Origin of the sequence: Paraburkholderia elongata (assembly GCF_013177735.1) — a bacterium.
Classification (GTDB): Bacteria; Pseudomonadota; Gammaproteobacteria; order Burkholderiales; family Burkholderiaceae; genus Paraburkholderia; species Paraburkholderia elongata.
This window is the reverse complement of the sequence record NZ_WOEZ01000086.1, coordinates 33,754-47,187: the sequence shown is the minus strand read 5'-3', so window position 1 is coordinate 47,187 and position 13,434 is coordinate 33,754. Positions and strand designations below refer to the sequence as shown.

General features: G+C 61.1%; 10 protein-coding genes. 7 read left to right on the top strand and 3 right to left on the bottom strand.

What is annotated here, in order from left to right; translation table 11 throughout:
• Nucleotides 1-414 precede the first annotated feature (414 nt).
• The 6 genes from GNZ13_RS16490 to pqqE all read left to right on the top strand — a co-directional run bounded on the left by GNZ13_RS16490 (nucleotide 415) and on the right by pqqE (nucleotide 5,869).
• Nucleotides 415-2,388, top strand: a complete 1,974-nt coding sequence (locus GNZ13_RS16490; RefSeq protein ID WP_172166218.1) for a sigma-54-dependent Fis family transcriptional regulator — start codon at nucleotides 415-417, stop codon at nucleotides 2,386-2,388.
• A gap of 275 nt (nucleotides 2,389-2,663) precedes the next feature.
• Nucleotides 2,664-2,738 (top strand): pyrroloquinoline quinone precursor peptide PqqA, encoded by a 75-nt coding sequence (gene pqqA / locus GNZ13_RS16485; protein ID WP_007178434.1) that lies wholly within the window; start codon nucleotides 2,664-2,666, stop codon nucleotides 2,736-2,738.
• A gap of 69 nt (nucleotides 2,739-2,807) precedes the next feature.
• Nucleotides 2,808-3,731, top strand: a complete 924-nt coding sequence (gene pqqB / locus GNZ13_RS16480) for a pyrroloquinoline quinone biosynthesis protein PqqB (RefSeq protein ID WP_172166215.1) — start codon at nucleotides 2,808-2,810, stop codon at nucleotides 3,729-3,731.
• A gap of 2 nt (nucleotides 3,732-3,733) precedes the next feature.
• Nucleotides 3,734-4,453, top strand: coding sequence for a pyrroloquinoline-quinone synthase PqqC (pqqC, locus tag GNZ13_RS16475; protein WP_172166211.1), 720 nt, complete (start codon nucleotides 3,734-3,736; stop codon nucleotides 4,451-4,453).
• A complete protein-coding gene (pqqD, locus tag GNZ13_RS16470; RefSeq protein WP_172166208.1) occupies nucleotides 4,450-4,731 on the top strand; it encodes a pyrroloquinoline quinone biosynthesis peptide chaperone PqqD in 282 nt (93 codons plus the stop codon). Before pqqC ends, pqqD begins: the two co-directional genes overlap by 4 nt.
• A gap of 1 nt (nucleotide 4,732) precedes the next feature.
• On the top strand, nucleotides 4,733-5,869 hold the full coding sequence (gene pqqE, locus GNZ13_RS16465) for a pyrroloquinoline quinone biosynthesis protein PqqE (RefSeq protein ID WP_236002030.1): 1,137 nt from the start codon (nucleotides 4,733-4,735) through the stop codon (nucleotides 5,867-5,869).
• Between the two features lie 106 nt (nucleotides 5,870-5,975).
• Here pqqE and GNZ13_RS16460 read toward each other — a convergent pair whose 3' ends face one another.
• Nucleotides 5,976-7,214 (bottom strand): c-type cytochrome, encoded by a 1,239-nt coding sequence (locus GNZ13_RS16460; protein ID WP_172166205.1) that lies wholly within the window; start codon nucleotides 7,212-7,214, stop codon nucleotides 5,976-5,978.
• Between the two features lie 90 nt (nucleotides 7,215-7,304).
• Complete coding sequence (locus tag GNZ13_RS16455) at nucleotides 7,305-9,032, bottom strand: methanol/ethanol family PQQ-dependent dehydrogenase (RefSeq protein WP_172166202.1); 1,728 nt, start codon at nucleotides 9,030-9,032, stop codon at nucleotides 7,305-7,307.
• 473 nt (nucleotides 9,033-9,505) lie between these two features.
• Here GNZ13_RS16455 and adh point away from each other — a divergent pair, with 473 nt between their 5' ends.
• On the top strand, nucleotides 9,506-11,026 hold the full coding sequence (gene adh, locus GNZ13_RS16450) for an aldehyde dehydrogenase (protein WP_172166199.1): 1,521 nt from the start codon (nucleotides 9,506-9,508) through the stop codon (nucleotides 11,024-11,026).
• A gap of 78 nt (nucleotides 11,027-11,104) precedes the next feature.
• Here adh and GNZ13_RS16445 read toward each other — a convergent pair whose 3' ends face one another.
• Nucleotides 11,105-13,390 (bottom strand): TonB-dependent receptor, encoded by a 2,286-nt coding sequence (locus GNZ13_RS16445; protein WP_172166196.1) that lies wholly within the window; start codon nucleotides 13,388-13,390, stop codon nucleotides 11,105-11,107.
• Nucleotides 13,391-13,434: the final 44 nt, after the last annotated feature.

The window sequence follows — 13,434 nt, the reverse complement described above, 5'->3', positions numbered from 1 at the left end:
GACGACTCCGACCTCGTCGGGAACCACGCGAAGACGCGCCCCACCTAGGTTGACGGCAGTCACAAATTCATCATCTGCGCTTTCCTCGCACGTGAATTGATTTGAATCAATGGTGTACACGCTGTCGCTGGCGTACCTGGCCGCGAACCCGACGTTTCGCGGAAGCGGCAGCGCATTTCACTAGCATTGATGCAAATCAAGCCACTTTGGCGTATCGGGATGAATATGCGTAATCTCGCATCGCCTGAGCGGCTGCGGCTAACCGGGTAGATCGACCGCCCCGCCACGGCGCAACCACAAAGGCGATGACGCTCTGCCGGCGCGCGATTACCGCCAACGTGGCGCAGGACTTGCTTATTGTTGTACCAGCACGACCCCGGCGAAGCGACCGGGGCTGACCAGCAGGAGGAGACAATGCGCGATGATGTCGGTCACGCCGTAACGCCAATGGCGGCTCGTGAGGCCGGCTGGCTCACGCCGTCGATTCAGAAATCCCACGAACGCTCCGAAACGTTCGGCTTGAGCGCCGCGATGCGGCCGGATTATGACGTGCTGCCGGCGGCCGAGCTCACATTGAAACTCGAGCAAAGCCGCGTCCTGTGCGCGCATGCCACGCCTGTGATGGAAACGCTGCACGAGCAGATCGTCAACACGCAAAGCATGATCGTGCTGACCGACGCCGAAGGGCTGATTCTTCACTCGATCGGCGACGATGATTTTCTCCGGCGGGCCGAGAAAGTCGCGCTGCGTCCGGGCGCGAACTGGGCGGAAGAACGGCAAGGCACCAACGCAATCGGCACGGCGCTCGCCGAGCGCTGTCCGACGGTCGTGCATGGCGAACAACACTATCTGGCTGCCAATCGCTTTCTCACCTGCTCCAGCGTACCGATCCTCGATCCGTACGGCGATCTGATTGGCGTGCTCGACGTCACCGGCGATCATCGTAGCTATCACCAGCACACCATGGCGCTGGCAAAGATGTCCGTACAGATGATCGAGAATCATCTGTTTACCAATACCTTTCGCGAGACGTTGCAAATTGCCTTTCACGGCCGGCCCGAATTTCTCGGCACCTTGATGGAAGGCATCGTCGCGTTCACCTGCGATGGCCGCTTCCTGTCAGCCAATCGTAGTGCGCAATTCCAACTGGGATTGCCGCTCACCGGCTTGCGCGCGCATACGCTGTCCTCGCTATTCGGCCTCACCAGCGCGCAGCTGATCGACCGTCTTCGCGTCAGCCGGGACCGGCATCTGTCGCTGAACCTGAGCAACGGCGCGGTGGTATGCGCACACGTCGAATTCCGGCGTGCCACGCGCGCGGATGATGCCTGGCCGCCGGAGGAGCACCGGGAGTCACGACCCGCGCAACGCATGGCGTCACCACCCCCAGCCGCGAGCGCGCTATCGAGACTCAGCTATCTGGACACCGGCGACCCGCAGATCGCGGCGGTCATCGCCAAAGTCCGCAAGGTAATCGGCAAGGACATACCGATCCTGATCACCGGTGAGACCGGTACCGGCAAGGAACTCCTTGCCCAGGCGATCCACAACGACTCGCCGCGCCGCTCGGGTGCGTTCGTTGCGGTCAACTGCGCGTCGATACCGGAAACGCTGATCGAATCCGAGTTGTTCGGCTATGAAGAAGGCGCCTTCACCGGTGCGCGACGCAAAGGAGCCGTCGGCAAATTGCTGCAGGCCAACGGCGGCACGCTCTTTCTCGACGAGATCGGCGACATGCCCTATCCGCTGCAAGTGCGGTTGCTGCGCGTGTTGCAGGAGCGCCTCGTCAATCCGCTTGGCTCCTCGAAGTCGATACCGGTCGATATCGCCATCATTTGTGCAACTCACCGCGACCTGCGTGACATGATCGTGCAGAACCGGTTTCGCGAAGACCTGTATTACCGCCTGAACGGACTGGTGGTCAAATTGCCGCCGCTGCGCGAGCGCACGGATCTGTCCGCCGTGATCCAGAAGATGCTGCAATCCGCATCATCCGAAAGCGCTGATGGGCAGCGACTGAGTGTCGCCGACGAGGTGATGGCGCTGTTCGAGCAATGCGCGTGGCCCGGCAATTTTCGCCAGCTCGGCAATCTTCTACGGACCGCCGCCGCAATGGTCGATGAGGACGGCCAGCTCCGGCGCGAGCATTTGCCTGACGACTTCTTCGACGACGTGCGCAGCGCTGCCGCCGCGCCTGCGGGCACCACGGAAACCGTACCGCTATCAAGCGGGCGGCTGGAAGACGTCGCCGCCAACGCTATCGCCAAGGCCGTCGCGCAGCATGGCGGCAACGTGTCGGCCGCCGCCCGTGCGCTTGGTGTCTCGCGCAATACGATCTATCGCAAGCTACCGGCGCAAGGTGTGGGCGACGCCGACGACGCCCCCTGACGCACTTGTGTCACAAGTGCTCCAATTTGCAACAACGGTGTACTCGAATTGAACAGTGCGTTGCAGTTTTCACCGGTCGCAGATGGTTAGATTTTGCGCAACAAGCCCTGCATCCATTCCAAATAACACATCCGTTCGGGATGCAAAACATGCGTCGCGATCGGCGTGGCTGGGAAGCACGGATTTATACGCCCGGCACAGACTTTGCGTTCGATCGATACGACCGCTTACTCAATGCGGTTCCTCAATCACATGTCGTATCTAAGGAGACAGCCATGCAATGGACTACCCCCGCTTATTCCGATCTGCGTTTCGGTTTTGAAATCACGATGTACATCGCCAATCGCTGAAGCAACCATGAAGCGCCGCACGCCTCTCGCAGTGAGTGAGCGTGCGTGACGGCGCCCGGAGCATGGCTCATGAAGATCAAGATTCTTGGTTCAGGTGCAGGCGGCGGACTGCCGCAATGGAACTGCAACTGTGCGAACTGCAACCGGGCCCGTTACCAGATCGGCGACGTGTTGCCACGTACCCAGTCGTCGATTGCAGTGAGCGAGAACGGCATAGACTGGATTCTGATCAACGCCTCGCCGGACCTGCTCGCCCAATTGCGCGCGAATCCAGAACTGCAACCCGGCCGCTCGATCCGCGATAGCGCCATCGCCGCCGTGGTCCTGATCGATGCACAGATCGATCACGTCACCGGTCTGCTGATGCTGCGCGAACGCACCGCGCCCCTGCCGTTGTATGCGTGCGCTCCGGTGTTCGACGATCTCTCCACCGGGTTACCGCTCGTTCCGCTGCTCGAACACTACTGTGGTGTCGAGCGTCACGAGATCACGCTCGATCAACCGTTCACGGTCGCCCCTGCGGAAGGCATCCGCTTCACCGCATTGCCGATTGAAAGCAAGGCGCCGCCCTATTCTCCCCGTCGCATGGAAGCCGCACCCGGAGACAACATCGCATTGCTGATCGAAGACCTTGCCACCGGCGCACGCGTCTTCTACGCGCCGGGTCTCGCGAGCGCACCGGAACCTGTGCTCGACGCGATGCGCTCTGCGCGACTCGTTCTGGTTGACGGCACGTTCTGGTCCGCCACGGAGATGATCGACCTTGGCCTGTCGACCCACCTGGCGGCCGATATGGGCCACCTTGCGCAGTGTGGCCACCGTGGCCTGCCAGGGATGGTTCAACTGCTCGATGCGCTGCCTAATGCGACACGCAAGGTGCTGATTCACATCAACAACACCAATCCGATTCTTGACCCGCACTCCGCCGAACACGCCGTGATACGCGCATGCGGTATCGAAGTGGCACGCGACGGGATGCAATTCCAGGTATAGCCATGAACGCCCCCCTGCCCACCGCCGTTACTCACGCCGCCCCCTGGTCGCCAGCCGAATTCGAAGCGCGCCTGCGCGCGCTCGGCGCTCATTATCATATTCATCACCCGTTCAATGTGCGGATGAATAGTGGCCGGTGCTCGCCGCAGCAGATTCGCGGCTGGGTCGCCAACCGCTTCTATTACCAGATCAACATCCCACTGAAAGATGCCGCGGTCATATCCAATTGCGAGGATCGGCAGACGCGCCGCTTGTGGATCCAGCGGCTGCATGACCACGACGGCTACGGCGACAACCCCGGTGGCATTGAAGCATGGGCGCATCTCGCCGATGCAGTTGGCATTGACCGCAAAGCATTGTGGTCGCTCGAGCACGTGCTGCCCGGTGTGCGTTTCGCGGTCGACTCCTATGTCAATTTCGCGCGCCGGGCGCCGTGGCAGGAGGCAGTCTGCTCTTCGCTCACCGAGATGTTCGCGCCGCAGATTCATCGCGACCGTTTGGCCGGATGGCCCGACCTGTATCCATGGATCAACGCGCATGGATTGCAGTACTTTCGCAGCCGCATTCCGCTTGCCCAGCGCGATGTCGAGCACGGGCTCGCCGTCACGCTCAGTCACTTCAAGACCCCGGACGCCCAACAGCGTGCCCTCAACATCCTGCGCTTCAAGCTAGACATTCTCTGGTCGATGCTCGACGCCATCGAAAAGGCGTACCCTGCATGAACGCCCCGCACCCCGACCACTACGCCAGCCTGCGGCCACATCTGCGCGCGATGTTTCGCCTGCAGTGGGAAGACGCACAGGATGCCTACGTATTGCTTTATCCAGAGGGCATGGTCAAGCTAAATCCGAGTGCAGGCGAAATTCTCGCGCGCTGCGACGGAACCCGCGAGCTGGACGACATCATCGACGAACTGGAAGACCTGTTCAGTGTGTCGGATCTTGCCGCCGATGTGTACCGCTTCATCGATCATGCGCGGCAACGCGGCTGGCTGGATTGATATGACCACGACGACCGACACTCCGGGCGCGCGCCCGTCCCCGCCTCTGTGGCTGCTGGCGGAGCTCACGTATCGCTGCCCGCTGCACTGCGCGTTCTGCTACAACCCCGTCGACTTCGCCAGTCACGGCGCGGAGCTCGATACCGACACCTGGCGCGACGTGATCACGCAGGCGCGCGGCATGGGCGCCGCGCAGATTGGCTTCTCGGGCGGTGAACCGCTGGTGCGTGACGATCTCGAAACGCTGGTCGCGCATGCCCGTGGACTCGGTTTCTATACGAATCTGATTACCTCGGGTGTCGGACTGAACGAGCAGCGCATCGCTTGTCTAAAAGAAGCCGGTCTCGATCATATCCAGCTCTCGTTTCAGGACTCGACGCGTGAACTGAACGATTTCCTCTCCAGCACGAAGACCTTCGAACTGAAACAGCGTGTCGCGCGCCTGATCAAGGCGCATGGCTACCCGATGGTGCTCAATTGCGTGCTGCATCGCTATAACCTGCCGCACGTCGGGCAGATTATCGACATCGCGCTCGAGATGGGCGCCGACTACCTCGAACTGGCGAACACGCAGTACTACGGTTGGGCGATGCTTAACCGTGAGCAGTTGATGCCGACCAGCGAACAGTTGAAGGAGGCCGAGGCGACAGTTAATTGGTACCGCGAACGCGTCGGCGATCGCTGCCGGATCCTGTTCGTGGTCCCTGATTATTTCGAGGTACGGCCCAAGGCCTGCATGAACGGATGGGGTTCAGTGTTTCTCGGCATCGCGCCGGACGGCACTGCACTGCCATGCCACGCGGCACGCTCGTTACCGGGTCTGGACCTGCCCCGCGTGCAGGACGCTTCACTGGCGGAAATCTGGTACGGCAGTCACGCGTTCAATGCGTTTCGTGGTGATGGCTGGATGCGCGAGCCGTGCCGGAGCTGCGACGAGCGCGAGACCGATCACGGAGGCTGCCGCTGCCAGGCGTATCTGTTGACTGGAGACGCCGCAGCCGCCGACCCGGTGTGTGCAAAGTCGGCGCATCACGGGCAAATCGAGCAGGTGGTGACGCTCGCGCGGCGGCCGGCACGTGACGACCCGGTGCAGCCGCTGATTTTCCGCAGCAGGGATAACTCGTTGCGTTTGGGATGATTCTGGATGAAGCTGCGGCTTCGAGAAAGCCCGGCGATCCCCGTGAATGACGGAGAATCGCCGGGTTTTTTTATGGCGCCAATCAAGGCTGTTGAAGCGATCGAGACTATTGTGAAGTGCCCGCGTTGAGCGGCGTCTTCGACGCCTTGGCGTTGTCGTCCGTCAGCTTGGTGGAGCCGGCGCTATAGCCATTCGAATAGAGCAGGAATGCCATGATGTCAGCATAGTCCTGCGGTTTCATCTTGCCGGGGCGGTCAGCCGGCATATTGTTCGTCATGTATCCGTACACCCCGCCGATGGTCAGCTTCGCGTTTGCCGCCGGCGCAAAGGCCGGACCGCGTAACGCGGGCGCATTCAATCCTTGCAGGCCGGGACCGTGGCATTTCGCGCACGCACTCGAGTACAGGGTCTTACCGTGCGCCACCTGCGCGCGGTCGAAGCCGGGGGCGTCGGCTGCCGCGCTCGCATCGACCTTGATGAAGCGCCCCTGCTGCGACCCGTGATCGGCCGCCAACGTCATGTGCCACGCCGCATTGTTGCGGCCGGGGCCGTCGCGATAGGCAAACGTAGCCACGGATGAGCTGGCGGCCTGAGCCGTCTCGGGGAGCATCCATTTGCGGGTCAAGGCCGCCAGCCGGCCATTGGACGCCATCTTCTGCAGCGCGGCGTCGATGCGCGGCTGCAACGCCGCGCCGTTCTTCCCGAACGCGAACACCAGTTGCCAGTCGGCATATGGCGAGGCAGCACCCACAATCCGGAAGTGCTGCTCGGGGTGCGTGATCGCATAAGCCACGACCGCCGGGTACCAGACGATCGCGCGTTGTGCATGCCCGCTCGCCACGGCGTCGACCGTGAGTGCCGCCGTGTTCTCCAGGTCGAGCCTAACGTTGGGTTGCTGGACAGCGATCAACTGCGCAGGGCTCGCATAGGTTGCCGCAACGACTTCCGCGCCGCCGGCCGGCGCGGACGATTCGCGCGTGGTGACGCTGACGTAGCCAGAGTGCAGATACCCGCGCGAGAAGGTCAGCTTGCTGCCCGAGCCATCAGCGACTGTCGAACGCGGAAAGCCGGCGATCACGTCGCATTTTCGCGCAAGCGCCTTGTTGAGTTCCTTCAGCGAAACACCGTCGTCGTCACTACCGTCGAATCCTCCGGGGGCAAGCGACAGCGCAATCCCCGCGGTGCGAAGCGCTTCGCGCGCGACCGCCTCGTCGAGCGCGATCGATGGACTGCCGGGAAACGTGCAAACGTGCACGCCTGCACCCGCGCTAGCGAGTCCCGGTGTGAGGGTGCCGGTGGCTAACAGAACACTGGCAAAAGCGAACCAATTAAGTCGAGTCTTCATGATCTTGCTTCCGGAAAAGACCAGGCCGCCACAGCTGGATGGCCGTGCCCATGTCGGCCTGGCCAAACTGTCGTGGCAGCCAGGTGAACATCAGCCGTGGTTGAGCGCAAACACGTACAGCGTGCCGCCGCGTGGGACCTTCTCCGCCGCTTTCGCCATCGGCCCACCCCAGATCGGGTTCGCGCCGCCGTAACCGGCGAGAATGGCAACGTACTCCTGACCGTTGACCTCGAATACCGACGGTTGAGCAACGACGCCGCTCGCGAGTTTCGGGCTTTGCCACAGCACCTTGCCGGTCGCCTCATCGAATGCGTATAGGTGGCCGTCAAGCGAACCGCTAAACGCGAGGCCGCCAGCTGTGGTCGCTACACCGCCATTCCACGGCAGCTTGCTCCAGTGACTCCAGACTTTCTTGCCGGTGTTGACATCGATAGCCTGAAGTTCGCCATAACCCTTGCTGCCCGGTTCCGGTTTGATCTCGAACCCTTCGCCAAGGTATGGCAGCCCCTCCATATAGTTCACCGACTTGCCTGACAGCGACATGCACGCATGCAACGCCGGAACGATCGCGAGATGTTTGTCCGGATCGTACGAGACCGACCACCAGTTCTTGCCGCCGAGGAAGCTCGGGCAGGTTTCGATCGTCGTTCCGGCCTTGGGATATTTCGACGCGTCCTGAATTGGCGAGCCGTCTGCCGTATAGCCGGTGACCGAGCTTGCCGTCACAAAGGGCTTCGCGTAGATCAGCTTGCCTGTGCCACGGTCGATCGCGTGGAAAAAGCCATTACGGTCCGCGTGGATGATGGCGTCGTATTCCTTGTTCTCATACTTGATCGTGGCAAGCACCGGTGTATTGACACCGTCGTAATCCCACGAGTCGTGCTTCGTGTACTGGTAATGCCATTTGAAGTTGCCGGTTTTCGGATCAAGGGCGAGCAGCGAGTCTGAGTACAGGTTGTCGCCCGGACGCAGTTCGGCGAGCCACGGGCCCGGATTGCCAACGCCCCAGTAAAGTGTTTTCGATGCGGCATCGTAAGTGCCTGTCAGCCAGGCCGGTGCGCCGCCGTGATCCTGCATGCCGTTCGGCCATGTGTCGCCGTCCTTCTCGCCGGCCGCCGGTATCGTGAAACGCTTCCACAGCACGTTGCCGTCATCGGGATTCAACGCCGCGATAAAACCACGCGCGCCGTATTCGCCGCCTGCGCTGCCCACCACCAGCGCGCCGTCGAGCGCGAGTGGCGCCAGCGAGAATGCATAACCCAGACCCGGCTCGAACATCTGCTTGCGCCAGACAACCGCACCGGTTTGCGCGTCCAGCGCGGCAACGTCGCCGCTCAGCATCGCGACGTAGACATTCTTGCCATACAACGCCACACCGCGGTTGATCACGTCGCAACACGCAGTCTTGAACGATTCGGCGCCGAGCTTGGGTTCGAACTTCCAGAGTTGTTTGCCGGTTACAGCATCAAAAGCATAGACGTTGTCCTTCGGCGTGGTCACGAACAGGTAGCGGCCATTGACGATCGGTGTGGCTTCGAAACCCTGCTGCAGATCCGCCGGAAACTTGTAGCTCCAGACCTGTTTGAGATTCTTGACGTTGGCTGTGTCGATCTGCTTGAGCGGTGAATGCGCCTGGCCGTTATAGGTGCGGTAATACGTGAGCCAGCCGGGATCGCTTTGCGCGGCTGTCAAACGCTCATAGGTGACGGCTGGATAGTCGTCGGCCGATGCGGCCGAGGCGAATACCAGACTGACGGCTGCGGCCACGCTCATTGCAAGCGCCGTGGGCCGCTTCGCCGAAGCTAAACGTGCTTTCATCCTTGTCTCCTGTTGAATTGTCGACGCGAGGCCGTGCGGCGGCGCCATCGTCTAGTGATCGCAGACTGCCTGCGAACCATTCAAGGCAAGTCGCGTGCCATTCGCTACAGTGCCGCTGCGAGCCACGACGGCTCACGAAGGAAGAACGCGGCTTCGCAGTGAAGCGGCCGTCACGGCACAACAACGGTGTTGCACGTTGGCGCAGTCACGCGGCAATGTGTTACTAAAAATGACAGTTGCCATGCCGGTGGATCGAACGACGCGCAGGGTCGCTCCATGCATCGCCACGTATACGCCGCGCGGGGTATGCGGCGCCTCGGCGCCCGCACGCCTATCGCGATGGAGATAAAGGTCAATGGCACGCTTCTCGCTGAACGCTCCGCACGATGAAGAGCGTCAGCACGGCGGACACGTCGAGCCAACGCAGGCCCTCTCCATCGACACCAGCCACACAATCACTGGAGGAGTCAGGTATGAATCACGCTGATATGCAGTTTCTCGATGTCGAATTTCCGTATGCGCGGCAGTACGCGAATTTCATAGGCGGTCAATGGATTCCGCCAGTGCGCGGCGAATACTTCGACAACGTATCGCCCATCACGGGCGAACCCTTTACGTCGATTCCGCGCTCAACAGAAGAAGATATCGAGCTCGCCCTCGATGCTGCCCACCGTGCCCGCAAAGCCTGGGCCGATACCGCGCCGGCCGTGCGCGCGACTATCCTGAACCGGATTGCCGACCGCATGGAGCAGAACCTCTCGCGCATCGCGTTTGCCGAATCGATCGACAACGGCAAGCCGATCCGCGAAACGCTCGCCGCCGACATCCCGCTCGCGATCGACCACTTCCGCTATTTCACCGGCTGCATTCGTGCACAGGAAGGGACGATCTCCGAGATCGATGCCGATACCGTGGCTTATCATTTCCACGAACCGCTTGGTGTGGTCGGTCAGATCATTCCGTGGAATTTCCCGATCCTGATGGCCGTGTGGAAGGTCGCGCCCGCGCTGGCCGCAGGGAACTGCATCGTGCTCAAACCAGCCGAGCAAACACCTGCGTCGATCCTGGTGCTGATGGAACTGATTCAGGACCTGCTGCCGCCGGGTGTGCTGAACGTGGTCAACGGTTTTGGTCTCGAAGCGGGCAAGCCGCTCGCAACGAGCAAGCGTATCGCGAAGATTGCCTTCACGGGTGAGACATCCACAGGCCGTCTGATCATGCAGTATGCGAGCCAGAACATCATTCCGGTGACGCTCGAACTCGGTGGCAAGAGCCCGAACATTTTCTTCGCCGACGTGATGGATCGCGACGACGGTTACTTTGATAAGGCACTCGAAGGCTTCGCGATGTTCGCGCTGAATCAGGGTGAAGTCTGCACGTGCCCGTCGCGCGTACTGGTCGATGAAAAAATCTACGATCGCTTCATGGAGCGTGCCCTGAAGCGCGTCGCCGCGATTACGCAGGGTCATCCGCTCGACACGAAGACGATGATCGGTGCGCAGGCTTCGCAGGAACAGCTCGAAAAAATCCTCTCATACGTCGATCTCGGCAAGCAGGAAGGCGCTGAGTGTCTGATCGGCGGCGAACGCAATACGCTCGGCGGCGAACTGAGCAAAGGCTACTATGTGAAGCCAACCGTCTTCCGCGGCCACAACAAAATGCGTATCTTCCAGGAAGAAATTTTCGGTCCAGTGGTGTCGGTGACGACATTCAAGAACGAAGAGGAAGCACTCGAAATCGCCAACGATACGCTGTACGGTCTCGGCGCCGGCGTGTGGACGCGCGACGGTACGCGCGCTTATCGCTTCGGCCGTCAAATTCAGGCCGGCCGCGTGTGGACGAATTGCTATCACGCCTATCCGGCGCATGCGGCATTCGGCGGCTACAAACAGTCCGGCATTGGCCGCGAGACTCACAAGATGATGCTCGACCACTATCAGCAGACAAAGAATCTGCTCGTCAGCTATAGCGAGCAGCCGCTGGGCTTCTTCTAACGCACTACGTACGGATCTGGAGCGGTGTGAGGCCCGCTCCAGACAAGTGGTTTTTAGACGCCACCGTCCATCGCCGCTTTACTTCCACGCATAGCGCAAACCAACCCATACGCCGCGCGACGCGCCCATACCGAGAAACTGTTCGTTGGTCACTGCATCGGGCGAGAACGAATGGCCGGGGCCATTGAAGAAATTCTGCCCGAGGATGCCAAAGTCGGCGTAGCGTTTGTCGAACAGATTGTTCACGTGCGCGAACAGCTGCAGTTGCTTCGTGACCTGATAGGTCGTGTCCAGATCGACGATCGCATAGCCCGCGATACGCCCATTGCTGTCCTGATTGTTCTCGTCGCCACGGGCGAATATCGAGCTGCGATACAGTATGTTTGCACCCACATTCCATTTCGCGGTAGCCGCATAATCCAGACGCAGCTTCAGCGTGTTTTCCGGAATGCCGGGGATACGATCACCCGGGTGCACCGTAATGTTGCCTTGGCCGTTGGCGCTCGAGTTGCTCGCGCTTTGCTCGACAAAGCTGCTCTGATAGGTTGCGCGCAGATAGGTATAGCCTGCGTTGACGGTAAGCGGGCCTGTCTGCGCGCGTGCGTTGATTTCGAACCCTTGCCGCCGCGTGGTACCGACGTTCTGGAAGTATCCGGTCGAAGTCGATGCCCCGTTGCTGCTGACAAACGCTATGTCATCCTGAAGATCGGTGCGGAACAATGCCATGCTCCAATGAATCGCCGACGATAGCGTTCCACGCGCGCCCGCCTCGAACGTCCGCGATATAACCGGCTTTAACGCGGGGTCGGCAATGAAATCGTTCGGCAGCGAACAGGGCGCAGCCGGGTCGGCGCAGGCCAGCTCGATAGCGGTCGGCGTACGCATGCCCTCGCTGTAGTTCGCATAAGCCGTCAGCCAGGGAGTCGGGTTATAGGTGATGCCCAGCGCCGGATTGATTCGGGAAAAACTGTGCGAGCCATTCAACAAGGGCTGCATGCCGCTGCGATCCTCGATATCAACGCTAGCGTGGTTGTAGCGCGCGGAGGCCGTCAGCGCAATCGTGCGGGTCAACGAAAGCGTATCGGTCACGAACACACCGAGATTGCTGTTGCGCGTCGATGCGTCGGTTTGCAGGGTGAAGCCGTCGGTCCCGACGGTCTGGCGGTCCGGGGTGAACTGCGCATCCTGCGTGTACTGCGTGAAGCCGGTGTTGGCAAAATCGCCGCTGACGCCCGCTGTCAACTGGTTGTCCATCCCCGCGACTTTGCCGGTGACGCTCAATTGCAGTGCGAATCCATAACTGTCCTGCGAGATCAGAGAGTGCGCATTTTGCGCAGGTACGGTATCGATCGTGCCCGTCGCCGGATCGATGGAACCGTAATCTCCATTGACGTTGCTGCTGAAATTGTCGTTGTTGTAGTGCCGGTAGTACGCGTCGCCGGAGAGCTGCAACGCATCGCTGAAGTCATGCTTGCCTGACAGGTTCAGCATGATCGCGCGATTCTGGTTCTCGTCGGGATACGTGTAGGCCTGGCGTGGATTGTCGAGAAACGAGCGCGGAATGGTCTGGGTACCTTGCAACTGATTGTCGGCTGCAGTGAGGCTCAGCTCGACAGTGGTGCGCGGGTCGGTATAGCCGACCTTGCCGAACAGTTGCTTCACGCGGCTGGGGTTATGGTCGGCCCACCCCTGATCGGCCTCGTCGTTGGCGGTGACAAAATAGTCAAAATGTCCGAGCTGGCCGCCTTGCGTGAAAACCACACTCCTGCGTCCGAACGAGCCGCCCTCCACTTCGACGCTGCCGCCGGGATTGTCACGGCCATTCTTGGTGGTGATTGCGATCGCGCCACCTAGCGTGTTCAAACCGAATAGCGGATTGGACCCGGGCATCACCTCGATGCGCTCGATCGCCGACTGTGCGAGCAGGTCCCAGTTGACCACGTCGCCGAACGGCTCGTTGATCCGTACGCCGTCCTGGAACACCGACAGGCCCTGGGGTGTGCCGAGGAGCGGCGAAGCGGTGAAGCCGCGATAGTTGACGTCCGGCTGATACGGGTTGCCCTGGCTTGAATTGAGCGTCACGCTTGTGACGTTCTGCTCCAGGTAGGCCGTGATGGTATTCGGGTGTTGCGCCTCGATGTCCTTCGCGCTGACGATTTGCACGGCGGCAGGCACTTCGGTGAGCGGCATGCCGAGCCCGGTCAGCGGCGCGGTGCCGACCACGGTCACGACCGGCATCACCTGAGAGGGCGGCGACGCGGGTTCGTCTTGCGCCACTGCACAAGTACCCTGGGCGATAGCGAGCATGCCCGCTATGGCGGTGGCGATGCGCGTACGCTGCCAATCGCCGCGATGCGACTTCATGTGTCTCCTCCGTGGCGCGCATCGGCTTCATGGCCTTGCGCGGT